This is a genomic window from Mesorhizobium sp. M0676 (genome assembly GCF_040320535.1).
GTDB lineage: Bacteria > Pseudomonadota > Alphaproteobacteria > Rhizobiales > Rhizobiaceae > Mesorhizobium.
On record NZ_JAMYPU010000020.1, the window covers coordinates 32,277 to 55,980 of the forward strand.

Sequence of the window (23,704 nt, forward strand, 5' to 3'; positions counted from 1 at the left end):
GAAATGAACTCGAAATGCCTTGCAACATTTCGCGCCATGAAGATTTATGCGGCATGGAGAAAATCAATGAACTCGCCGAGCTGATCACCCGCTTTGCGCCGAAATCTGGCATGGCCGGCACTGCGGTGCCGCGGCTGTCGCTCATTCGCGCCAACCAGCCCAGTGCACCCGTGCCTGCGGTCTACGAGGCGTCGCTTTGCATAATCGCCCAAGGATCGAAGCGCGTCTCGCTGGCCGACCAGAGCGTGGTCTATGACGCATCGAGCTACCTGCTCGTCTCGGTCGACCTGCCGCTGGTCGGGCATGTGTTGGAGGCGAGCCCGGCGGCGCCCTACCTCTGTTGCAAGATAGATTTTGATTCCACCGCGCTGGCCGAACTGCTTGTGAAAGAAGGACGTGCATCCCCCAGCAGGGATCTGCCGGTGTTAGCTGCCTATCCAAGTGACCCCGACCTGATTGATGCCGCCTGTCGGCTTGTCAGGCTGCTCGATCGCCCCGAGAGCATCACCGTGCTGGCGCCGCTGATCGAACGCGAAATCCTTTACCGGCTCCTCGCCGGACCGCACGGTGACACGCTTCGCCAGATGGCGTCGGTGGACAGCCACCTGAACCAGGTCAGCCGCGCCATCGCCACGATCCGCAATCATTTCCAGGCACAACTGCGCATCGAAGAGATTGCGGCGGCATCAGGCATGAGCGCGTCGTCCCTTCATGCCCATTTCAAGGCGATTACGCGCATGACCCCGCTCGAATACCAGAAGCAGCTGCGCCTGCAGGAGGCGCGAAGGATTATGCTTGCCGGCGGCGTAAACGCAGGCACGGCCGGGTTCGCGGTGGGCTATGACAGCCCTTCGCAGTTCAGCCGAGAATATCGTCGCCTGTTCGGTGCGCCGCCCCGGAAAGATATTCACCGCCTTCAGGCGACACCCAGTTCGGCTGCGGCTTATTGAGTTTTCCGAGCGGCATGCGCCAGCGATGGCTGGTCAGGAGCCAGCCGCCTCCAGGTGGCGAAGCATCCGATCATGCTCGGTAGAACTCCCGGTACCATTCGACAAAGCGCGGAACCCCTATTTCGATCGGGATTTTGGGCTTGAAGCCGGTCGCCTCCTCGAGCGAGCTGACATTGGCGAAAGTTGCCGGAACGTCGCCTGGCTGAAGTGGCCTGAGGTTGCGGTTTGCCTTGCGTCCCAGCGCGTCTTCGAGCACCTCGATCAATCGGTTCAGTTGAACGGGCGAATTGCCGCCGATGTTGTGAATCCTGAACGGGGCGTTGCTGGTCGCTGGGTCTGGCGCGACACTTTTCCACTCAGGATTGGGTGTCGCGGGTTGCTGCATGACGCGGATAATACCTTCGACAATGTCGTCGATATAGGTGAAATCCCGCTGCATGTTGCCATAGTTGAAGACCTCGATCGGCTCGCCGGCGAGGATAGCCTTGGCGAAGATGAACAGCGCCATGTCCGGCCGCCCCCACGGACCATAGACGGTGAAAAAACGCAGCCCGGTGGTCGGCAGTCCAAACAGATGGCTGTATGTGTGCGCCATCAGCTCGTTCGCCTTCTTGCTTGCGGCGTAAAGGCTGAGCGGATGGTCCGCCGGATCGTGCACGGAAAACGGCATGCGGGTGCTGCCGCCATAAATCGAACTCGACGATGCATAGACCAGATGGCCGACGGAGGCCTGCCGGCATCCTTCCAGGATGTTGACAAAGCCGCTGAGGTTGCTTTCCACATAGGCGTGCGGATTGCTGATGGAATAGCGTACGCCGGCTTGCGCCGCGAGATTGACGACAACCTCCGGCGCGGCCGAAAGGAAGAGCTCCGAAATACGGTCCCGCTCCGTGAGATCGGCATGCTCGAAACAAAAATTCGAAAACGCTTTCAGCCGCTCGAGACGAGCCTGCTTCAGGCTGACGTCATAATACTCGTTCATGGAGTCGAGGCCGATAACCTGGCGTCCTTCGGCAAGCAGCCTCAGGCAAAGATGAAACCCTATGAACCCGGCTGCGCCGGTGATCAGTATCGGCCTGCTTGATGTCACTGCATATCCTAGCGTTAATTTCAGGCGAGCTTTACAAGCTCCAGTATTTTATGTTGTCGGGAACTTCATTGGGCTTGATGGCCGACTTGACATCGAACAGTGTCCCCCCCGGCCTGATCATTTGAAAAAGACGCGCTCTTTCGTTGGTGAGATATTGCCTGTGAGGCACCGCCAGAACAAGCGCCTGCAAATCGTTTATCTCATCGAGCGGCAGGATTGTTTCGCCGTGATCACGCCGAGCGGTTTCGACATCGGCAAGGGGATCATGGACTTTAGGGATAATTCCGAACTGCCTTAGTTCCTTGACCATGTCGAAAACGCGGCTGTTGCGCAAATCCGGCACGTCCTCCTTGAATGTCAGCCCGAGAATGCCGACAGAAGCCCCTTTGACGGGCGTGTCAGAACCAATCAGCCGTTTGACAACCTGCTGGGCGACGAAGGCCCCCATGCCGTCATTGATGCGACGTCCGGCGAGGATGATCTGCGGATGGTAACCTTCGGCCTCGGCCTTGGCGGTCAAATAATATGGATCGACGCTGATGCAGTGGCCGCCGACGAACCCCGGTTTGAAGGGAAGGAAGTTCCATTTCGTCGACGCAGCATCAAGAACATCCTGCGTCCGGATATCGAGCCGCTCGAAGATCATTGCCAGTTCGTTCATCAGCGCGATGTTCAGATCGCGCTGGGTGTTCTCGATAATTTTCGCTGCCTCGGCCACCTTGATCGACGGGGCGCGGTAGACGCCGGCATCGATGATACGGCCATAAACGTTCGCGACGCGCTCCAGCGTCTCGTTATTCTCGCCGGAGACGACTTTGACGATCTTTTGCAGCGAGTGTTCTCGATCGCCGGGGTTGGCGCGTTCGGGCGAATAGCCGAGGGCAAAGTCGCGGGGATGTCGCAGGCCGGAAACCTGCTCGATGATCGGCCCACAGAAATCTTCGGTCACACCTGGATAGACTGTCGACTCAAAAACGACGACGGCGCCTTTGCTCACCGCCTCGCCGACGAGTTCGGACGCCAGTTTCAAAGAAGCTAGATCGGGAGCGCGATTTGCGTCGATAGGGGTTGGCACGGCAACGATGAAGAAAGTAGCGCCTTTCAACATCTCCCGATCGGTGGTCAGCCCTATCGAGGTCTCCTTGAGCGCCGTTGCGTCAACTTCCCCCGTACGATCGACGCCGCCACGCAATTCCCCGATCCGACGCTCGCTGATGTCAAAAGCTATGGTGCCGGGGAAAACCTTCCCAAAGGCAATGGCTACCGGCAGGCCGACATAACCCAGGCCGATAACTGCAATGCGTTCGGACATCCGTGGGGTTCCTCGAGCCACCTGTTGAGCCGACGTGCTTGTATGGCAGGCTGTTGGCCAATTCAACGATGCTCTATCGCGAAGAGGAATGTCTCACGCAAATAGGCGTCACCGTTTTTTTCATGTTGCCATCCGCCGATGTCATCGATGTTGTGGATAAAATCCAGCAGGATCGGGTTTCGAGCCACTCTCTGCTGCGGATTGGGGTGAACCGTCAGGTTCTGCCGGCCATCTACGCAGCGGCGGCCCTGACGACAGGGCTGATATTCTCTGCTGCCAATCCATAGGCCACTATCGGCCTCAATCGTGCCTTCTGATCAAACCAAATGCCCGGATCGGAATTCGCATCGGCACCGAGCGGATCTGCGAAATTTCAGTTTGGTCCTTGTGCATTGGCTGCGGACACGTCGTATCCTGCGTGTGGCGACCGATATCTGGTCGATCAGCATTTGCCTGGGAGCAGAAATTGGCCAGACTCTATGACAGCCGCAGACGCATTCTCGTTACCGGGGGCGCAGGGTTTATCGGCTCGCATCTTATTGACCGCCTGTTGGAACGAGGCGACGAAATCTTGTGTGTCGACAACCTTTTCACCGGATCAAAGCGCAATATCGACCATTTGGCCAAGCATCCCCGCTTCGAATTCATGCGCCATGACGTGACCTTTCCGCTCTACGTCGAAGTCGATGAGATTTACAACCTGGCGTGTCCGGCCTCGCCTGTTCACTACCAGTACGACCCGGTTCAGACGATCAAGACCGCCGTGCACGGCGCCATCAATGTTCTTGGACTGGCAAAGCGGCTGAAATGCAAAGTCTTTCAGGCCTCCACCAGTGAGGTCTATGGTGACGCGTCTGTGCATCCGCAGCCCGAGAGTTACTGGGGCAATGTAAACCCGATCGGGCCGCGCTCATGCTACGATGAAGGCAAACGCTGCGCCGAAACGCTGTTCTTCGACTATCACCGACAACATGGCTTGTGGGTCAAGGTCGCGCGGATTTTCAATACGTTCGGGCCGCGCATGCACCCGGCAGACGGCAGGGTTGTCTCAAATTTCATCGTGCAGGCGCTTCGTGGTGAACCGATAACCATATTCGGCGACGGCTCACAGACAAGGTCGTTTTGCTACGTCGACGACCTGGTGAGCGGCATGCTGCGCCTCATGGATACGGGGCCGGAGGTGACCGGTCCAGTAAACATCGGCAATCCAAGGGAAGTAACGATCAGGCGCTTGGCCGAACTGACGACGCAGATGACCGGATCAGGTTCGGATATAATTTACCGCGATCTTCCGCAAGACGATCCGCGGCACCGCCAGCCCGATATCACCCTTGCCAAAAGGCTTGTCGGCTGGGAGCCGACGGTGACTTTGGAAGCCGGGCTGCAACAGACGATCGACTATTTCAAAGCCCTGCTGCCGAAGGTTTCCACAAACTCGCCTTGACCCGGCACCGCAGTGCAACCGTCAAGTCTGACCGATCACCGTCGTGGTAGCGACGCCTTTTGCAGTCCACTCCGGTAGGCTTGAAGTTTTTTGAATTCTAATTATTTTAAGCTTGAAATTATTTGAAGAACCCCATGGCTCTTCATCCGTCCGAGCCGGGACACCGGCATTTGGCGGAGAGCAGAAGGAGGAGGAAGATTTGCCGTCGTTCCGGGATAAAACTCCCATGAACACAGCACGATTTTCCGAGAGTGTCACAGGCAAGATCGTCGATGGCGTTCTCGTCGTCACGATCGAAAATCCGCCGGCCAACGCGCTGTCCTTCCATGTCAGGGCCGGACTGATGGCTGCGCTTGGGCGTGCGGCGTCGGATGAAGTGTCTGCCGTGGTGCTGACCGCCATTGGGCGCACCTTCATCGGTGGCGCCGATATCAAGGAATTCGGCAAGCCCGCTATCGAGCCCACACTGCCTGAAGTGATCGAAGCGATCGAGAGCTTCGCGAAACCGGTCGTCGCGACAGTTGGCGGCGCGGCGCTCGGCGGCGGCTGCGAGATTGCGCTGGCCTGCCACTACCGGGTGGCCAGCAAGGCGGCCAGCTTCGGCCTGCCCGAGGTCAAGCTCGGGTTAGTGCCTGGGGCCGGCGGAACCCAACGCCTGCCCCGCCTCATCGGCACGGTCGCCGCAATCGACCTGATCGGCACGGGTCGGCCCGCGAAAGCCGACGAAGCGCTCACTCTCGGTCTGATCGATGCCATTGCAGACGATCTTCCCGAAGGCGCGCTCGATGTCGCCCGCCGTCTCGTTGGCCAACCGTTGCGGCGCACGGGCGCGCTTTCCGTCCCACGCTCGCAACCCGAAGCCGAAGCGGCAGCCGCAAGAAAGGTGCTTTCCCGCAGCCGTGGACAGATCGCGCCTGCAGAAGCCGTGAGATTGGTCCAGGCTGCGTCCATGGCCAAACTTGAGGACGGTCTTGCGGACGAACGCGCGACCTTCCTGCGCCTCCGGGATTCTCGCGAAGCGGCAGCGTTGCGCCACGTCTTCTTTGCCGAGAGGCAAGCCAGCAAAGTCGACAGGCTGGAGGGTATCACGCCTCGCAAGGTCGAGACCGTCGGTATCGTCGGAACCGGCCTGATGGGTGCAGGCATCGCGGTCTCGGCCTTGAATGCCGGCTATCGCGTAATCGGCATCGAGCAGAACGACGGCGCCGCGGCAAAAGGATACGAGCGTATCGCCGGGCTTCTCGACAAGTCGGTCCAATCCGGCCGTCTCACCGATCATGCGCGCAGGGAGGCGCTGAGCCGGTTTGAAGCGGCCAGCGACGCCGGCAGGCTGGTGCAGGCCGATCTGGTCATCGAGGCAGTGTTCGACGATCTCGCGGTAAAAACCGAACTCTTCCGGAAGCTCGAACGTATCGTCCGCCCGGACGCCATCCTTGTGACCAACACCAGCTACCTCAACCCCGACGAGATCGCCTCTGCAACCGCCCGGCCCGAACGGATCGTCGGCCTGCATTTTTTCTCCCCGGCCAACGTCATGCGGCTCACCGAAGTGGTGGATTGCGCGGCGACGGCGCCCGATGTGCTCGCCTCGGCGATCGCCTTCGTCAGGAAGCTCGGCAAGCTGCCTGTCGTGTGCGGCGTTACCGAGGGTTTCATCGGCAACCGCATCTATTCGGCCTACCGCCGCGAGGCGGAGTTTATGGTGGAGGATGGCGCAGCACCCGATGAGGTGGATGCCGCGCTGGAGGCCTGGGGCTTCCCGATGGGGATCTTCGCGGTCAACGATATGGCTGGGCTGGAGATAGCCTGGGCGCGGCGCAAGCGACAGGCGGCGATGCGCGATCCGCAAGCACGTTATGTCGAAATCGCCGACCGGCTGTGCGAGGCCGGCCGCTTCGGCCGCAAGACCGGGCGCGGCTGGTACGATTATTCGGACGGCGAACGCAGGAGCGACCCGCAAGTAACGGCGCTGATCGAGGCCGTGCGAGCGGCCAACGGCATCGTGCCGCGCCGCTTTTCGTCCGATGAGATCGTCACGCGCTTACTGGCGGCAATGGCCGAAGAGGGCAAGGCACTGCTGGCCGAAGGCATCGCGGCGCGTGCCTCCGACATCGATCTGGTGATGATCAACGGCTATGGCTTCCCGGCCCACAAGGGCGGGCCGATGTTCCACGCCGGAGACATCTGACGATCGAGCTAAGACAGCTTGGCGATGACGGCGCGCAGGGCTTCGCCGAAACGCCTGACCTCGTCGACCGTGTTGTAATGAACCAGCGAGGCGCGGATGGCGCCGCTGTCCATCGACAGGTTGAGACGCTTCATCAGCCGGGGCGCATACATATGGCCGTCGCGGATGCCGATCTGCATGTCAGCCATTTCCTCGACGATCCGCTGCGGCGACAGCTTGCCGATGTTGAAGCAGAATGTCGGCACGCGTTCGTTGATGCGGGCTTCCTCGGCGACGCCGTAGATCGTGGCATTGCATCCCTTGAGCACGGCGAGCATCTCACGCGCCAGGAGCACTTCGTAATCGCGGATGGCGCCCATGCCGGCAACGATGTTGTCGCGCCGCGAGCGGTTGTTGGAGGGCGCCAGATTGCGGCCGATCAGTTCCAGGTACTGCACTGCGGCATCCATGCCTGAGACGTTCTCGTAGATGAAGGTGCCTGCCTCGACCTTGTAAGGCGGCTCGTCGGGGATGAAATCCTCGCGGAAGGTCGGCAGCCGCCTCAGCGTTTCGAATCGGCCCCACAGAAAGCCCATATGCGGCGAGAAATTCTTGTAGCCGGAGCAGACGAGATAATCACAGTCCCAGGCCTGCACGTCGATCAGCCCGTGCGGTCCGTAATGCACGCAGTCAAGGAACACTTCGGCGCCGGCCGCATGCGCGATCGCGGCCACCGAAGCGACGTCGACGATCGAGCCGATCGAATGCGCGGTCACCGTGCAGGCGACGAGACGGGTGCGATCGGAAACCAGCGGCTTGAGGTCGTCGACATGCAGGTTGCCGTCCTCGCGCATGCGCCACCATTTGAACTTGGCTCCGGCGGGCTCCAGCGCCAGCCACGTGGCGATGTTGGCGTCGTGGTCCATATCGGTGATGACGATCTCGTCGCGCTCTGTGTCCTTGGCCAGCATCTGGCTGATGCCGAGGCTGACCAGGCGAATGAACGAGGTGGCGTTCATGCCGAAGCAGATTTCCGACGGACTGTAGGCGTTGATCAGCAAGGCCACGCTCGTCCGAGCATCCGCAACCGATTGGTCGACCGTGACCGAGCGCCCATAGCGACCACCACGCTGCACATTGTGCGAGACCAGGTGATTGGTCACCGCGTCGAGCACGCTCTGCGGGATCTGCGCGCCGGCGGCGTTGTCCATGAAGATGAAATCACCGGCGCGCTGCAAGGCCGGAAACATGGCGCGGATGGTGTCGACCGGAAAGCCGCCGGCGGCTTGGGAATTGCTCAACTGTATCTCCTGCGAATGGCTTGGGAAGCGGGACGGTTGATGAGGTCAGCGCGTCTTCTCGGTCTTGAAGCGGTCTTCGAGCAGGCTGACGAGGCGGACCATGGGCCAGAGGAAGATGAGATAGACCAAAGCGGCGCCGATCAGCGGCGAGGGATTGGCATAGAGCGATTGCGCGTTGGTCGCTTCCTTCAACAGTTCAGGCAGCGCAACGGTGGAAGCGAGCGACGTGTCCTTGAACATCGAGACGCAATTGCTGGTCATCGGCGGGATGACGACTCGGATCGCCTGCGGCAGCACCACCTTGCGCAAGGTCAAAAGGAAAGGCAGGCCGAGCGCCTGTGCTGCCTCGAATTGGCCTTTCGGAATGCTCTCAATGCCGGAGCGGAACACTTCTGCTGAATAGGCCGACATGATGATGGCGAACGCCGTCACGGCGGAGGCCCAGGACGACAGACGGATGCCGAGGAAGGGCAGCGCATAATAGATCAGGATCAGCACCACCAGCACCGGCAGGGCCCGGAAGATGTCGGTGTAGCCGACCGCCAGCCAGCGCAGCGGCTTCGGCGCATAGAGCCGCAACAGGCTGATCCCCAGGCCGATGGGAATGCCGATGCCGATACTCAAAATGCCGAGCAGCAGCGTGTTCAGGAAGCCACGCAACAGCGCCGGCAGGCTGGACATGATCACGTCAGGATTGAAGAAGGTGTCGATCAGCGACATGGGAGCGTTCCCGAACCCCAGAGCAAAGGATGCTCAAGTTAAAACCAATCGACCTTGCCTCCGATGAGGCTATCCGTGTGGCAGCAGGCGCCGGAGCGTGAAATGAATCGTGCCGGCCTGGGAGCCGGCACGATTTAAGTGCATTGCCGGTCAGGCCTTGGGCAGCGGCATTTCCTTGACCGTCGAGGAATCGGCTGGCGCGTCGCTGCCGAACCACTTCTTGTGGATCGCGGCCAGCGTTCCGTCCTTCTTCATCGCGGTCAGCGCGTCGTTCAGCTTGCCGAGCAGCGGATGGTCCTTGCTCATCATCAGGCCGTACTGTTCGCCGGTCTTGATGCGCTGCTTAACCTTCAGGTCCTTCATCTTGGTGAAGGAGTATTCCATGCCCGGAATATCGCTGACGGCGGCGTCCACGCGGCCCGCGCTGAGGTCGAGCAGAAGATTCTGCTGCGTGTCATAGCCCTTCACGTCGCTGTAGCCGTCAGCCTCCTGATGCGCCTTGACCCAGGTCTCGCCGGTCGAGCCTGAAAGCACGCCGACGATCTTGCCCTTGAGGTCGGCCTCGGTGTTAACAGCGCTATCGGTCTTCGTCGCAATGCCCATGTCGGAGTCATAATAGGGCTGGGTGAAGGACAGCGTTTTCAGTCGCTCCGGCGTGATGGTGATCGAGGAGATCGCGACATCGATGCGGTTGGAACTGACAGCCGCGAACAGCGCCTGGAAGCCGAGGTCGGCAATGTCGGTGGTCATGCCGGCACGCTTGGCCGCTTCGTTGACGATGTCGACTTCAAAGCCCTCGAAAGTGCCGCTCTCGTTCTTGTATTCGAAGGGCGGATTGGTCGGGTAGGCGCCGACATTGAGCACATCGGCGGCAAAGGCGGTGGCCGGGCCGGCAGCGATGCCGATCGTGGCGGCGAGAAGAAGCAGGTTGCGACGAGTGAAGCTCATTTTGTGTTCCCTCTGGTTGTTGATCGGGCGGGTTTGCTCCCGCACGGTTTGTTGCCGTCCCACCTCCCAGCGGGGCGTCAATTCATGGCGGCGACCATGCGCTCGAGCGCGGTCGCTATCTGGTCGCGTTCACGGCACACGCACATCCGCAGGAAGGCCGCTGCCGAATTTCCAAAGAGGTGGCCGGGAGCCAGCCCGACGCGCGCCGTCTCCAGTATCCTGGCGCAGGCCTGCCGGGCGTCGCTTTCGCCGTCCATGGCAAAGAAGGCATACATGCCTCCGCGCGGTTTCGTCGGCAGGATGATGCCGGGAATCTGGGCCAGCCTGTCATAGGCAAGGTCGAGGCCGGTTTTGATCCGCTGTCTGATCTCCTCGACCAGCGGCTCGCCTTGGCGAATGGCGGCGACAGCGCCGGCCTGGATCGGCGCGGCGGTGCCGCTGTTGATATACTGCGTCATGGCGCCAAGCTGGTCGGCTACCCCCGACGGATGCGTCAGCCAGCCGATGCGCCAGCCGGTCATCGCCCACGCTTTCGAAAAACTGTTGACCGACAGCACCCGGTCGCCATCCTCGGCGATCTGCAGGATGGAAGGCGCAACATTGCCCTCGAAATAGAGCCGGCCATAGACCTCGTCGGAGATGATCCAGATGCCGGTGCGCCGGCTGAAGTCGAGCAGCGCCTGCATCTCATCGCGCGACGCGGTCCAGCCGGTCGGGTTGGACGGCGTCGACAGGAAGATCGCGCGGGTACGCGCATCGCAAGTGGCGAACAGCCGGTCGAGATCGAGATGCCAGTCGCCCTTGAAGTCGAGCGAAAACGGCCGTGGCTCGCCGCCGATCAGATGGATGGCGTTGTGGATGTTGGGCCATTGCGGCGCGACATAGACGACGTTGCTGCCGGTATCGACCAGCAGTTCCAGCGCCAGGTACAGCGCCTGCATGCCGCCGGGCGTGACGGTGGTGCGCGCAATCGGGATCGACCGGCCGTGGATGCGCGTCTGATACTCGGCCAGGGCTTCGTTCAGTGGCCCATGGCCACGCATGTTGGGGACGTAGAACGTCTGGCCTTCATCGAAGGCGGCCTTCGCGGCATCGCGGATGAAGGCCGGCGTCACCATGTCGCCTTCGCCGTACCAGAGCGCGATCACGTCGCCCAGTTCTCGGGCGCGCACGGCAAGGTTGGCAATGTTTTCGGTGTGCAGGTCACGGATCTGGGCACGTACGCCGTCGAAAGCATAACGCGCGCTGGACGATGACTGGGGCAGTATGAACGACAAGGACTGAAACCCCTCCCACCCGGAGCACCGCGACGGACTGCCCGGCAAGCCCCACCGGCACGACAGTCGCCATCGAGTTTGGATGCTATCCAATGTGCTGCGCTTTTCAAGGAAAAAGTTTTAAGCTTAAAAAGTTTTTGCCCGATCCCGCCCGTCTACCGCAGCTCGGCGCGCGCAGCGGTGCAGTTGGCCGCAGCGCCGGCGCCAAGAAACATCGTATCGCTGGCCAGCACGAAGAAGCTCGCGCCGATAGCGGCCCACTGGCTGATCGTCTGTGGGCTGGCGCAAAATAAGCCCGATGTCCTGCCATGCGCGACGGTCGCGCGGATGATCCTTGTGATCGCCTCATTGAGCTTGTCCACGCCTTTCGGCCCGATCGCATCGATCGACACGGAGAGATCGCCGGGGCCGACGAAGACCACATCGATGCCGTCTATGGCCGCGATCGCCTCGATGTTGGCCAGCCCCTCCGATGTCTCGACCTGGACCGCGACGACCACCCTGTCATTGGCCGCGGCCAGATATTCGGGAATGCGATAGCCATAGCCGGCCGCGCGGCCAGGCCCGACGCCGCGCTCGCCCAGCGGCGGATAGCGCGAGGCTTTCACCGCCGCCTCGGCCTGAGCAGCGGTCGAGACGCGCGGCACGAGCACGCCTTGTGCGCCGCTGTCGAGCGCCGCCTGGATAGCTTCCGGCGCATGACCGGGAACACGCACCATGACCGGCACGCGATGCACGTCGGCCGCGCGCACCATGGTTTCGATCGTGTCGCGCGCGATCTGGGCATGTTCCCAGTCGATGCAGACGAAGTCGAGGCCGGTGAGCGCCATCACTTCGACGGCGACGGGATGGGGAATAGCGGCGAAGGAGCCGACGAGATTGGTCTTGCCGATGCACTTCTGACGGAACGCGCTCATATCCATCCCCTTTTTCCCCTCCAAATTCATATCCGCAATCGGCGGCGAGGCGAAGCTATTTCAGGCTTGAAATATTTTTGCGCGGGCCTAGCGTGTCGGTCTCCCGCCACGAGTTCCCATGATGATCAAAACGCATCCCCTGCACGGCTTGAACAAACTGAAGCTCGGCGTCTTTTCGACCAATGCCGATGGCGGTCTGGCCATCACCGATGTGCCGGAACGCTGGACGGCAAGCTGGCAGGACAATCTGACGGCGGCGCAGATCGCCGACCGCGCCGGGCTGGAATTTATGCTTCCGATCGCGCGCTGGCGTGGCTTTGGCGGCCGCAACAAGGTGCGCGAATGGTCGTTCGAGACCTTCACCTGGGCAGCAGCTCTGGCGGTGGCCACCGAGCAGATCGGCCTGTTCATGACCGTGCATGTGCCGCTGGTGCATCCGCTCTATGCCGCCAAGGCGCTGGCAACTGTCGACCATATCAGCCAGGGCCGCGCCGGCTTGAACATCGTCTGCGGCTGGAACCCGAAGGAATTCGGCATGTTCGGCACGCCTTTGGTCGAGAAGGGCTACGACCAGGCCGCCGAATGGATCGAAATCCTGGAAAAGCTCTACGCCTCGGACCAGCCTCTGGACTATGAAGGCACATACTATCGCCTCAAGGAGGCGGTGAGCCGGCCGGCGAGCCTGCAGGTTCCACGCCCGGTGACCATGAACGCTGCTTTCGGTGGCCCGGGCCGGGATTTCGCCGCCGCCCGATGCGATTATCTGTTCACGACCTTTTCGGAAATGAGCGATGCCGGCAAGCATGTCGCCGACATCAGCGAGCGGGCCGACAAGGTTGGCCGCAACGTCGGCGTCTACACGGTGGCGCATGTCGTCTGCCGTCCAACCATGGAAGAGGCGCAGGCCTACTACACGCGCTATGCCGTCGATCTGGTCGACCACGATGCGGTCGATGCTCATATGGCAGGCAAGAAGGAGTTCTCGCAGTCGCATGACCCGCATGCCTATGACCGCTACCGGCAGCGTTTCGCCGGCGGCGCCGGCACCTACCCGCTGGTTGGAACGCCGGAGACGATTGCCGCCGAGATGGCTGCCATTGCCGGGCATGGCTACCAGGGCATCGCGCTGTCGTTCGTCAACTACACCCAGGAACTGCCCTATTTCTGCGACCACGTATTTCCGCTGCTGAAGCGGGCGGGGCTGCGCTGCTGATCATTCCGGGAATAACGAATTCGTTAATCCGGAATGACGGCGGTGGCCTGAATCTCGATTTTGGCGCGATCTTCCACCAGCGCCACCACCTGCATGGCGGCCATCGCCGGAAAATGCCGGCCGATCACCTCGCGATAGGCTTCGCCGATGCCCTTGAGGTTGCCGAGATATTCGGCTTTGTCGGTGAAATACCAGGTCATCGCGGTGATGTGGCGTGGCTCCGCGCCGGCTTCCGCCAGCACGGCGACGATGTTTTGCAGCGTCTGCCGCACCTGGCCGGCGAAATCGTCGGTCTCGAACTGGCACTGCCCGTTCCAGCCGACCTGTCCGCCGACGAAGACGAGCCTGCCGCGCGCAGCAATTCCGTTGGCGTAGCCGACCGGTTTCGCCCAGCCCTCCGGCTGCAGGATCTCGTGCATTTTCAAGCCTCCCCGGTATTCTTAAAGATCAATCTCAAATCAAATACATCGCCGTCAGGCCGCGCCCATCACCTGCCGCGCGATCACCACCTTCTGCACGTCGGAAGCGCCCTCGTAGATGCGCAGCGCGCGGATTTCGCGATAGAGGCTCTCGACGATGTGGCCTTTGCGGACGCCGTCGCCGCCATGCAGTTGCACAGCCTTGTCGATCACCTCTTGCGCCTTGTCGGTGGCGAACAGCTTGGCCATCGCCGCCTCGCGGGTTACACGCGCCGCGCCCATGTCCTTGGTCCAGGCAGCGCGGTAGACCAGCAGCGCCGCGGCATCGACGTCCAGCGCCATGTCGGCGATATGGCCTTGTACCATCTGCAGCTCTGCCATCGGAGCGCCGAAAAGTTTGCGCTCGGCCACCCTGCTGATGCTTTCGTCCAGCGCCCGGCGGGCAAAGCCGAGTGCCGCCGCGCCGACCGTCGAGCGGAACACGTCAAGCACCGACATGGCGATGCGGAAGCCGTCTCCCGGTTTGCCGATCAGCGCCGAAGCCGGCACCCGCACCTGATCGAAGGAAAGCCGCGCCAGCGGATGCGGAGCGATCACCTCAAGGCGCTCGGCGATGCCAAGCCCCTTGGTATCAGCGGGTACGAGAAAGGCGGAAAGTCCCTTGGCGCCCGCCGCCTCGCCGGTGCGGGCAAAGACGACGTAGAGATCGGCGATGCCGCCATTGGAAATCCAGGTCTTCTCGCCGCTGAGGATATAGAAGTCGCCATCGCGGATCGCCGTCATTTCGGTGTTGGCGACATCCGACCCGGAGCGTGGCTCCGAAAGCGCGAAGGCCGAGATCGCCTTGCCGGCCGTGGTCTTTGCCAGCCATTGCTGCTGGTCAGGCGTGCCGAACAGGCTGAGCGCGCCGGTGCCGAGCCCCTGCATGGCGAAGGCAAAGTCGGCCAACCCGTCATGGCGCGCCAGCGTCTCGCGCATGATGCACAAAGTGCGGACATCGAGCGGTCCCGGATTGTCCGTATCGAGCGCCGTCGGCTTCAACCAGCCGTCGCGGCCAAGCTTGGCCACCAGCTCGCGGCAGGCGGCATCGACGTCATGGTGATCGACCGGCAGGTTCCTGGCGCACCATGCTTCCAGCCTTTCGGCCAATTCGCGGTGGCGATCTTCAAAGAACGGCCAGTTGAGGAAACTCCTGTCAGCCATCAATTGCCCTCGAACACCGGTTTTTTCTTGGCGACGAAGGCCTTGTAGGCGCGCTCGAAGTCACGCGTCTGCATGCAGATCGCCTGCGCCTGCGCTTCCGCTTCGATCGCCTGGTCGAGGCCCATCGACCATTCCTGGTTCAACTGCGTCTTGGTGATGCCGTGCGCGAAGGTCGGGCCGGAGACGATGCGCGCCGCCATCTCGAGCGCGTCGGCCTCGAGCACTGCGGCATCGGCCAGCCTGTTGTAGAAGCCCCAGCGCTCGCCTTCCGCAGCCGTCATCGTGCGGCCGGTGTAGAGCAATTCGGCGGCACGGCCCTGGCCGATGATGCGCGGCAGAATCGCGCAGGCGCCCATGTCGCAGCCGGCAAGGCCAACGCGGGTGAACAGGAAGGCGGTCTTGGCCTCCGGCGTGGCGATGCGGATGTCGGCGCTCATGGCGATGATGGCGCCGGCGCCGACCGCGACACCGTCGATCGCCGCGATGATCGGCTTGCCGCAGTTGAGCATCGCCTTGACGAAATCGCCGGTCATGCGGGTGAAGGCAAGCAACTCCTTCATGTCCATCTTGACCAATGGGCCGATAATGTCGTGGACATCGCCGCCCGAGCAGAAATTGCCGCCATTGGACAGAAACACCACGGCGTCGACGTCGTCGGCATAGACGAGGTCGCGGAATGTGTCGCGCAGTTCGGCATAGCTGTCGAAGGTCAGTGGATTCTTGCGCTCCGGCCGGTCTAACCGCACCCTGGCGATCCTGCCTTCGACCTCCCACAGGAAGTGCTTCGGCTTGAGGCCGGCCATCGAACTCATTCGCGTCCCTCCCAGTTGCTGCGGAACGAGGTCAGCATGCCGGTCAGCCGGCGCGCATCCTCCTCGCTGACCTTGGCCAGCAATTCGCCGATCCAACCCTCATGCGCCGCGGCCATTGTGGCAAAGGATCTGGAACCCTCATCGGTCAGTCGCACCATGGATGTGCGGCGATCGCCATTGCGGCGCGCGCGCGCGACCAGGCCTTCCGAAACCAGCCGGTCGACAATGCCGGTGACATTGCCGTTGGAGACCAGCAGGAAGCGCGACAGATCGCTCATCAGCATGCCTTCCGGCGCGCGGTAGAGGGCGGCCATGACGTCGAAACGCGGCAGTGTCGTATCGAATTCTTTCTTCAGCCGCTCGCGCAGTTCCGCCTCAATCGTGCGCGAGGCGCGCAGCAGCCTGATCCAGAGACGCAGCCGGTCCTTGCCGGGTCCCGACGGCGCGGGCAATGGGCCGGCTACCATGTTTCGCCTCCTGAGATCGAAATCGCTTGTCCGGTAATCGACGCAGCCGCATCGCCGCACAGCCAGAGCACCGTCGCGGCAACTTCCTGCGGCTGGATGAAACGGCCTTGCGGGTTGGTCGAGGCAAGGCTCGCCCGCGCCTGCTCGACTGAGCGGCCGGTCTTTTCGACGACGCGCTGAATGGAGTCCGCCAGCATGTCGGTCTCTACGAAGCCCGGGCAAACGGCGTTGACGGTCACGCCGGATTTCGCCGTCTCGGCCGCCAGTGCCCGCATCAGCCCGACCACCCCATGCTTGGCCGCCACGTAGGGCGCGACATAGGCGTAGCCTTTCAGCCCTGCGGTCGAGGCGACGAAGACGATCCGGCCCGCCTTGCGCGCGGCCATGCCGGCCAGCGCCGGCTTCACCGTCAGGAAGGCGCCGGTCAGATTGACGTCGAGCGTCCGCTGCCAGTCGGCAAGCGAGGTCCTGTGCGCCGGCGTGCTGCCGGCAATGCCGGCATTGGCGACGACGATGTCGAACGGGCCGCGCACGGCTTCCGCTTGCGCGTAGAGCGATGTCACCGCCGCCTCGTTGGCAACATCGGCTGACATGGCGTGGATGCGGTCGTTCTCGCCAGCCACCTTGGCAAGCTCGGCCTCGCGCCGCCCGCATATGGTCACCTCTATGCCGGCCTCGGCCAGCACGAGTGCTATGGCCCGGCCGACGCCGGAGCCGCCGCCAGTGACCAGCGCATGTTTGCCTGAAATCGCCAAGGCCGTCGTCATACTTTCAGCCCCGCCGCCGCATCGCGCTCGGCCAGCCGGTAGATCTGGTCGCGTCCGGGCAGATAGGGATCCGGCCATTTGACACCACGATCACCGAGCGTCACGGCCGCATGCAGCGTCCAGTAGGGATCGGCGAGATGCGGCCGTGCCAGAGCCACCAGGTCGGCGCGGCCGGCCATCAGGATCGAATTGACATGATCCGGCTCGTAGATGTTGCCGACCGCCATCGTCGCCATACCGACCTCGTTGCGGATGCGGTCCGAGAATGGTGTCTGGAACATGCGGCCATAGACAGGCTTGGCGGCAATCGAGGTCTGGCCTGCCGAGACGTCGCATATGTCGACGCCTTCCAAATGCAGCATCCGCGCGATCTCCACCGCATCGGCCGGCGTCACACCCTCGATGCCGACCCAGTCATTGGCCGAAATGCGCACCGAGATCGGCTTTCGCGCCGGCCAGGCGGCACGCACCGCATGGAAGATTTCCAGGGGATAGCGCATGCGATTTTCCAGCGAACCGCCATACTCATCCGTGCGCCGGTTGGTGACCGGCGTGATGAAGGACGACAGCAGATAGCCGTGCGCGGCATGGATCTCCAGCATGTCGAAGCCGCAGCGATCGGCCATCTGTGTGGCGGTCACGAACTCGTCGCGCACCTTGTCCATGTCAGCACGGTCCATGGCTTTCGGCACCTGATTCTCAGGTGACCATGCAATCGCCGAGGCCGCCATGACCGGCCAATTGCCCGAGGCGAGCGGCACGTCGGTGCCTTCCCAACCGATACGGGTCGAGCCCTTGGCCCCGGAATGCCCGACTTGGGCGCAGATTTTCGCCTCGGTCTCGGTGTGGACAAAATCGACCAGCCGCTTCCACGCCACCTCATGTTCGGACGCATAGAAGCCGGGACAACCGGGCGTGATGCGTCCTTCCGGGCTGACGCAGGTCATCTCGATATAGACAAGCCCGGCGCCGCCCTTGGCACGCTCGGCATAGTGGGCGAAATGCCAGTCGGTCGGGCAGCCATCGACTGCCTTGTACTGCGCCATCGGCGAAACGACGATGCGGTTGTTGAGCTGCATGTCGCGCAGTTTGAACGGCGCGAACATCGGTGCCCGGCGCTGCCTGTTGCCGCCTGCCCCTGCCTGGCGCTGGAACCATTCCTCGGCGCTTTCAAGCCATTTGGCATCGCGCAGCCGCAAATTCTCGTGGCTGATGCGTTGCGAGCGGGTCAGCAGCGAATAATTGAACTGCACCGGATCGAGGCCGAGATAGCGCTCGACCTCCTCGAACCACTCCAGCGAATTGCGCGCCGCCGACTGCAGCTTCAGCACCTCGGTGCGGCGCGCATCCTCATACTTGCGGAAGGCGGCGTCGAGGTCCGGTTCGGTTTTGACATATTCGGCCAGCGCCACCGCGCTTTCCAATGCGAGCTTGGTCCCGGAGCCGATCGAGAAATGTGCCGAGGCCGCCGCGTCGCCCATCAGAGCCAGGTTCTTGTAGGACCAGCGTTCGCACAGCACGCGCGGGAAATTGATCCAGGCCGAACCTCTGATGTGATTGGCATTGGTCATCAGCGCGTGGGCGCCGAGATGTTTCTCAAAGATGCGCTCGCAGACGGCGATGGATTCCTGCTGCGACATGGCGCCGAAGCCGAAGGCAGCCCAGGTCTGTTCGCTGCACTCGACAATGAAGGTCGCTGTCTCGTTGTCGAATTGATAGGCGTGCGCCCACACCCAGCCATGCTCGGTCTTCTCGAAGATGAAGGTGAAGGCGTCGTCGAATTTCTGGTTGGTGCCGAGCCAGACGAATTTGCATTTGCGGGTGTCGATGTCGGGCTTGAAGACTTCGACGAAGGTGTTGCGCGCCCTTGAGTTCAGCCCATCGGCGGCGACGACCAGATCATGCGTCTCCATATAGGGCTGAGGGTCGGCGATATCGCTCTCGAACATCAGCCTCACGCCAAGTTCGCGCGCGCGTCGCTGCAGCAGGACCAGAAGCCGCTTGCGGCCGATGCCACAGAAACCGTGGCCCGACGAGACCGTGCGCACGCCGTCATGGATGACGGCGATGTCGTCCCAATAGGCGAAATGCTTCTTGATCCAGACAGCGCTGACCGGGTCGTTTTTGGCAAGGTTGTCGAGTGTTTCGGCCGACAGCACGACGCCCCAGCCGAACGTATCGTCGGCGCGGTTGCGCTCGAACACCGTGACCTCGTGGGCGGCGTCCCGCAGCTTCATTGAAATGGCAAAGTAGAGGCCGGCTGGTCCGCCACCGAGAACCGCAACCTTCATCCGTGCGATCTCCTCTTCGCTTGCTGTATCTCAACTATCGCGCCGGAGATAAAATATTTCAAGCTTAAAGTTTCATGTTGGAACGATTGCTGAACACGGGTGGCGCGCCTGCGGGTTGGCCCCGCAAGCGCGCTCTGGAAATCACTTCTCCGGGTTCTTCGGGCTCCACAGCACAGTCTCGGCACCTTTCTCATAGGCCATCCCGTCGGGATAGCTGATCGCCTCCAGCTGCAGCCCCCATGGCGCCTGGAAATAGAGAATGGTCTGGCCGGCCGCCGGACCTTCTTTGACCGGCAGCGGCCCCATCCGCGTCTTCACGCCCTTGCCGTCGAGATAGGCTTTCGCCGCGGCGACATCATCGACATACAAGGCAATGTGGAAGCCGCCGATATCGCTGTTCTTCGGCGTCAAATCCTTCTGGTCGGGCGCGGTGTATTTGAACAGCTCGATGTTCGATCCATAGCCGCAGCGGACCATGGTGACCTGCTCGATGACAGCCTTCGGATCGACACCCAGAAGATCCTGCATGAAGGTGCCCTTGTCATCGGCGAACGGACCGAACGACATCGCCTTCTTGCAGCCGACCACTTCGGTGAAGAAGTCGACCGCCTGCTTCATGTCGGGCACCGTGATCCCGGTGTGGTCGTGGCCGCGCATCCCCGGGATCGCATCGGCCGAGGCCGCTCCCATCGAGCCGAACAGGATCGCGGCAAGCATTATGGCGCCGGTTGCGTAGTTCATGTCACCCTCCGTTCGCGGGCTGGTTTTGCCCATCATGCACGTCCGAAGCCCGCTGTTCGGCGTGGGGGGTGAACAGTCCTATGCCGGCGCTTTCGTTGCTGGCCGCAACCAGTCCGCGTCGATCTCAGGCAGCGGGATGGCGGCAAGCAGGTCGCGCGTGTAGGTCTCCTTGGGATTGTCGAACAGCGCATCGGTGGCGCTCGCCTCGACGATCATGCCCTCGCGCATCACGATCACTTGTTGGCACAGCCGCCGGATGACCGACAGGTCGTGGCTTATGAAGGCGACGGTCAGCCCCATCTCCGCGGCCAGTCTCTCCAAAAGGGTGAGGATCTGCGCCTGCGTCGATACGTCGAGGCCGGAGACGATCTCGTCGGCCAGCACGAATTTCGGCGAAAGCGCCAACGCGCGCGCAATTCCGACGCGCTGGCGCTGCCCGCCCGACAGTTCATGACGATAGCGACTAGCGAAGCTTTGCGGCAGGCCGACGCGATGCAATGCCTCGGCGACGCGTTCCCTAAGCCTGTCGCCAAGCCCATTCTGCTTGAGCGGCGCGGCAATGATGCCGGCGATGGTGCGACGCGGGTTGAGCGACGACATCGGGTCCTGGAAGATCATCTGCAGGTCGCGGCGCAGAGGTCGCAGCTCCGCATCCGGCAGATGGGCGATATCGCGGCCCTCGAAATGGATGCTGCCGACGCTCGGCTCCAGAAGTCTGACAAGCGTGCGGCCGAGCGTCGATTTTCCGGACCCGGATTCACCGACGATGCCGGTCACCGAACCTCTCGGCAGATCGAAGTCCAGGCCTTTCAAAATCTCGGCCAGCGGCGCGCGGCCGATCAGCGGCTTGCGGGTCATGTCGGGCAGCGCCACCTTCAGCCCGCGCACGGAAAACAGCGGCTCAACCATGCGGCCGCCTCCACGCCTGGTCTGCCGCGCCGATCTCGGCGGCAAGCCCGGCCAGCACGGTCTCGTCCACCGGCTTCAGCGAGGCCAAGGGATGGGTGTAGCGTGGCGTGGCGGCTATCAATGCCCGCGTATAGGGATGCTCAGGCGCGGCGAAGAGAGCGGCTGTATCAGCCTCTTCCACCACCTTGCCAGCGTAGAGCACAGACACTTGCTGGCTGATCTTTGCAACGACGCCGAGATCGTGGGTGACGAACAGGATCGCGGTGCCATGCTCGCGTTGCAACTCGGCGATCAGGCGCAGGATCTGCTTTTGCACGGTCACGTCGAGCGCGGTTGTTGGCTCGTCGGCAACGATCAGCCGTGGCTCGGCGGCGAAGGCGGCGGCGATCAGCACACGCTGGCGCATGCCGCCGGACAGCTCGTGCGGATAGCATTTCAGCACCCGGTCGGGATCGCGGATCTGCACCTCATCCAACAATTGCCGGATACGCTTGTCCGCCTTGTCACCGTTCCAGCCGAGAATGCGCACCAGCCGGTCAGTCATCTGCGGACCGATGCGGCGCGACGGGTTGAGCGCAGTCAACGGATCTTGCGGGATCAGCGCCGTGCGAGCGCCGATCAGCGTGCGCCTTGCCTTGGGCTGCAGCCTGCCGAGGTCTTCGCCTTCGAGCTGCATGGCGCCTTCGACGATGCGCACGCTTGACGGCAGCACACCGAGCACCGCCTTGCCGATCATCGTCTTGCCGGCGCCGCTCTCGCCAACAAGAGCACGCACCTCACCCGGCTGCACGGAGAGCGACACCGAGCGCAGCACGCGCTGGCCGTTCGGCAGCACGGCGCTCAGATTGGCAATATCCAGGCAAGCGCTCATCGCAGCACCGGATCGAAGCGTGTCTTCAGCGCATCACCGAACTGGCTGAACGACAGCACGGTGAGGATCAGCGTGACAAGCGGAAACACCAGCACCCACCAGGCCTGATGGATCGACAGCCGGCCCTCGGCGATGATGCCGCCCCAGGTCGGATCGTCGGTCGAGATCGACAGATTGACGAAGGACAGGATGGCCTCGACGATGACGGCGATGCCCATCTCCAGCGACAGCAGTGCCACGATCGACGGCACCACATTGGGCAGCACCTCGCGCAGCATGATGCCGATGCGGCCATAGCCGGCGATGCGGGCGTTCTCGACATAGTCCATGCGCGACTGGCCCATCGCTTCGGCGCGGATCACCCGGCAAAAGCGCGTCCAGTCGATTATGACGATGGCGAGGATGACGGAACTGAGGCCGGTGCCGAGCACCGCGACCAGCAGGATGGCGAACAGCACCGGCGGGAATGCCATCCAGACGTCGACGATGCGTGAAATGATGCGGTCGGCCCAGCCGCCGAAATAGCCGGCGACCAGTCCGAGCGTCGAGCCGACAAGGCAGGCGGCGATCGCCGCCGCGAAAGCGACGATGAAGGCGATACGGCCGCCGAAGATCAGCCGCGAGAGGAGATCGCGGCCGAGGCTGTCGGTGCCCAGCCAATAGCCGGATTCCGCACCACTCATCCAGAATGGCGGCAGCCGCTCCAGCATCAGATCCTGCGCCAGCGGGTCCTGCGGCGCCACCAGCGGCGCGAACATCGCCGCAAGAAGTACCAGCAGCAGCCAGCCGCCGGCCAGCCACAGCCTCGGGCCCAATCCGCGCCGGGCCATGCGTGCCTCACCCATGGCGCAGCCTCGGATTGAGCAGCGCATACATCATGTCGACTGCAAGATTGATCAGCACGAACAGCAGCGCGAACACCAGCACGATGCCTTGGATCAGCGGCAGGTCGCGGTTGATGACGGCATCGATCGCCATGTTGCCGAGCCCTTCGTAGGAAAACAGCCGCTCGACGATGACCGTGCCGCCGACAAGGAAGGTGAACTGGACGCCGACGAGAGTCAGTGTCGGCAAGGCAGCGTTCTTCAGCGCCTCGCGCAGGATAACCTGCGTTTCCGAAAACCCCTTCACCCGCGCCAGCACGACATAGTCGAGGTCAAGCACTTCCTTCAGCGACTGTTTCAGCAACTGCGCGATGATTGCCGCCAGCGGCAATGCCAAGGCTACTGCCGGCATCAGCATGTGTTTCAGCAGATCCCAGGTCAGGTCGAAGCGCAGCCGAAGCAAGCTCTCGAAGAAATAGAACTGGGTGACGAAGGGCAGATCGAGCTGCGGCGACACGCGGCCGGAAATGTCGAAGATCGGCACCAGCACGCCAAACAAAAGGATCAGCACGAGGCCCCACAGGAAATCGGGAATGGAAAGGGCGGCGCCGCTGGCGATATCGATGCCGGCTTCGACCGCCGTGCCGCGCTCGCGGGCTCCGAGGATCGCCGTCGTGCCGCCGAGCCCAACCGCCATGACGAGCGCGATGATGGCAAGTTCCAGCGTTGCCGGCAAACGATTGAAGACAAGGCTGAGCACATCTTGCCTGAGCGAAATCGAGGTGCCGAAATCGCCCCTGACGACGCCGGACAGCCAGATGAAGAATTGCTGCACGATGGTCTTGTCGAGCCCGTAGAGTGCACGCAGCCGGTCGATGTCGGCATCTGTCGCACCGGGGGGCAGCATCATGGCGATCGGGTCACCAGGCGCGACGCGGATCACGACGAAGACGACGACGGCCACGCCGAACAGCGTAATCAGCATCGTCAGCAGACGGATCAGGAATCGTTGCAGGAGCATTCTGGTGTAGGCCCAGTGCGTTTCTAACGAAGAGCCCCCT

General features: G+C 62.4%; 23 protein-coding genes. 5 read left to right on the plus strand and 18 right to left on the minus strand.

The annotated features are described in order from the left end of the window. Positions 1–53 precede the first annotated feature (53 nt). Positions 54–950: an AraC family transcriptional regulator gene (locus tag NKI35_RS21385; protein ID WP_352741410.1), complete on the plus strand. Its 897-nt coding sequence runs from the start codon at positions 54–56 to the stop codon at positions 948–950. A 70-nt stretch (positions 951–1,020) separates the two neighbouring features. Here NKI35_RS21385 and NKI35_RS21390 read toward each other — a convergent pair whose 3' ends face one another. After that, positions 1,021–2,040: an NAD-dependent epimerase gene (locus NKI35_RS21390; RefSeq protein WP_023695199.1), complete on the minus strand. Its 1,020-nt coding sequence runs from the start codon at positions 2,038–2,040 to the stop codon at positions 1,021–1,023. A 31-nt stretch (positions 2,041–2,071) separates the two neighbouring features. Then, the gene (locus NKI35_RS21395) at positions 2,072–3,352 is read right to left on the minus strand and encodes a nucleotide sugar dehydrogenase (protein ID WP_352741411.1); all 1,281 of its coding nucleotides are present in this window, start codon (positions 3,350–3,352) and stop codon (positions 2,072–2,074) included. Between the two features lie 38 nt (positions 3,353–3,390). On the opposite strand from NKI35_RS21395, the gene NKI35_RS21400 reads away from it, so the two are divergent. The 3 genes from NKI35_RS21400 to NKI35_RS21410 all read left to right on the plus strand — a co-directional run bounded on the left by NKI35_RS21400 (position 3,391) and on the right by NKI35_RS21410 (position 6,984). After that, positions 3,391–3,639, plus strand: coding sequence for a hypothetical protein (locus NKI35_RS21400; RefSeq protein ID WP_023704719.1), 249 nt, complete (start codon positions 3,391–3,393; stop codon positions 3,637–3,639). Positions 3,640–3,818: 179 nt separating this feature from the next. After that, entirely contained in the window at positions 3,819–4,796 is a 978-nt protein-coding gene (locus tag NKI35_RS21405) for a UDP-glucuronic acid decarboxylase family protein (RefSeq protein ID WP_023667815.1), read from the plus strand. A gap of 226 nt (positions 4,797–5,022) precedes the next feature. Next, positions 5,023–6,984, plus strand: a complete 1,962-nt coding sequence (locus NKI35_RS21410; protein ID WP_352741412.1) for a 3-hydroxyacyl-CoA dehydrogenase NAD-binding domain-containing protein — start codon at positions 5,023–5,025, stop codon at positions 6,982–6,984. 8 nt (positions 6,985–6,992) lie between these two features. Here NKI35_RS21410 and NKI35_RS21415 read toward each other — a convergent pair whose 3' ends face one another. From NKI35_RS21415 to NKI35_RS21435, 5 genes are all read right to left on the minus strand, one after another. Further along, the gene (locus NKI35_RS21415; RefSeq protein WP_352741413.1) at positions 6,993–8,264 is read right to left on the minus strand and encodes a cysteine desulfurase-like protein; all 1,272 of its coding nucleotides are present in this window, start codon (positions 8,262–8,264) and stop codon (positions 6,993–6,995) included. A gap of 45 nt (positions 8,265–8,309) precedes the next feature. Further along, the gene (locus NKI35_RS21420; protein WP_023667812.1) at positions 8,310–8,984 is read right to left on the minus strand and encodes an amino acid ABC transporter permease; all 675 of its coding nucleotides are present in this window, start codon (positions 8,982–8,984) and stop codon (positions 8,310–8,312) included. A 150-nt stretch (positions 8,985–9,134) separates the two neighbouring features. Next, a complete protein-coding gene (locus tag NKI35_RS21425) occupies positions 9,135–9,932 on the minus strand; it encodes an ABC transporter substrate-binding protein (RefSeq protein WP_023682726.1) in 798 nt (265 codons plus the stop codon). A 77-nt stretch (positions 9,933–10,009) separates the two neighbouring features. Continuing rightward, positions 10,010–11,209, minus strand: a complete 1,200-nt coding sequence (locus tag NKI35_RS21430; protein ID WP_352741414.1) for a pyridoxal phosphate-dependent aminotransferase — start codon at positions 11,207–11,209, stop codon at positions 10,010–10,012. A gap of 155 nt (positions 11,210–11,364) precedes the next feature. Continuing rightward, entirely contained in the window at positions 11,365–12,126 is a 762-nt protein-coding gene (locus NKI35_RS21435) for an HpcH/HpaI aldolase family protein (protein WP_352741415.1), read from the minus strand. A gap of 121 nt (positions 12,127–12,247) precedes the next feature. Between NKI35_RS21435 and NKI35_RS21440 the strand changes: the two genes are divergently transcribed. Further along, positions 12,248–13,339 (plus strand): LLM class flavin-dependent oxidoreductase, encoded by a 1,092-nt coding sequence (locus tag NKI35_RS21440; protein ID WP_352741441.1) that lies wholly within the window; start codon positions 12,248–12,250, stop codon positions 13,337–13,339. Between the two features lie 23 nt (positions 13,340–13,362). On the opposite strand, the gene NKI35_RS21445 is transcribed toward NKI35_RS21440, so the two are convergent. The 11 genes from NKI35_RS21445 to NKI35_RS21495 all read right to left on the minus strand — a co-directional run bounded on the left by NKI35_RS21445 (position 13,363) and on the right by NKI35_RS21495 (position 23,664). After that, positions 13,363–13,758 carry a RidA family protein gene (locus NKI35_RS21445; protein WP_023667806.1) on the minus strand — a complete coding sequence of 132 codons (396 nt, stop codon included), beginning with the start codon at positions 13,756–13,758 and terminating at the stop codon, positions 13,363–13,365. Positions 13,759–13,812: 54 nt separating this feature from the next. Continuing rightward, positions 13,813–14,961 carry an acyl-CoA dehydrogenase family protein gene (locus NKI35_RS21450; RefSeq protein ID WP_352741416.1) on the minus strand — a complete coding sequence of 383 codons (1,149 nt, stop codon included), beginning with the start codon at positions 14,959–14,961 and terminating at the stop codon, positions 13,813–13,815. Further along, positions 14,961–15,773, minus strand: coding sequence for an enoyl-CoA hydratase family protein (locus NKI35_RS21455; protein WP_023682731.1), 813 nt, complete (start codon positions 15,771–15,773; stop codon positions 14,961–14,963). The genes NKI35_RS21450 and NKI35_RS21455 overlap by 1 nt, the downstream gene beginning before the upstream one ends. After that, positions 15,770–16,240, minus strand: coding sequence for a MarR family winged helix-turn-helix transcriptional regulator (locus NKI35_RS21460; protein WP_023682732.1), 471 nt, complete (start codon positions 16,238–16,240; stop codon positions 15,770–15,772). The genes NKI35_RS21455 and NKI35_RS21460 overlap by 4 nt, the downstream gene beginning before the upstream one ends. After that, positions 16,234–17,007: an SDR family NAD(P)-dependent oxidoreductase gene (locus NKI35_RS21465; RefSeq protein WP_023682733.1), complete on the minus strand. Its 774-nt coding sequence runs from the start codon at positions 17,005–17,007 to the stop codon at positions 16,234–16,236. The genes NKI35_RS21460 and NKI35_RS21465 overlap by 7 nt, the downstream gene beginning before the upstream one ends. Continuing rightward, positions 17,004–19,298: a bifunctional salicylyl-CoA 5-hydroxylase/oxidoreductase gene (locus NKI35_RS21470; RefSeq protein ID WP_352741417.1), complete on the minus strand. Its 2,295-nt coding sequence runs from the start codon at positions 19,296–19,298 to the stop codon at positions 17,004–17,006. Before NKI35_RS21470 ends, NKI35_RS21465 begins: the two co-directional genes overlap by 4 nt. A 141-nt stretch (positions 19,299–19,439) precedes the next feature. After that, complete coding sequence (locus tag NKI35_RS21475) at positions 19,440–20,039, minus strand: VOC family protein (protein WP_352741418.1); 600 nt, start codon at positions 20,037–20,039, stop codon at positions 19,440–19,442. A 78-nt stretch (positions 20,040–20,117) separates the two neighbouring features. Continuing rightward, on the minus strand, positions 20,118–20,948 hold the full coding sequence (locus NKI35_RS21480; protein ID WP_352741419.1) for an ATP-binding cassette domain-containing protein: 831 nt from the start codon (positions 20,946–20,948) through the stop codon (positions 20,118–20,120). Next, positions 20,941–21,819 (minus strand): ABC transporter ATP-binding protein, encoded by an 879-nt coding sequence (locus NKI35_RS21485; RefSeq protein ID WP_023695186.1) that lies wholly within the window; start codon positions 21,817–21,819, stop codon positions 20,941–20,943. Before NKI35_RS21485 ends, NKI35_RS21480 begins: the two co-directional genes overlap by 8 nt. Beyond that, positions 21,816–22,664, minus strand: a complete 849-nt coding sequence (locus NKI35_RS21490; protein WP_352741420.1) for an ABC transporter permease — start codon at positions 22,662–22,664, stop codon at positions 21,816–21,818. Before NKI35_RS21490 ends, NKI35_RS21485 begins: the two co-directional genes overlap by 4 nt. Continuing rightward, positions 22,657–23,664, minus strand: coding sequence for an ABC transporter permease (locus NKI35_RS21495; protein ID WP_023667796.1), 1,008 nt, complete (start codon positions 23,662–23,664; stop codon positions 22,657–22,659). Before NKI35_RS21495 ends, NKI35_RS21490 begins: the two co-directional genes overlap by 8 nt. Positions 23,665–23,704: the final 40 nt, after the last annotated feature.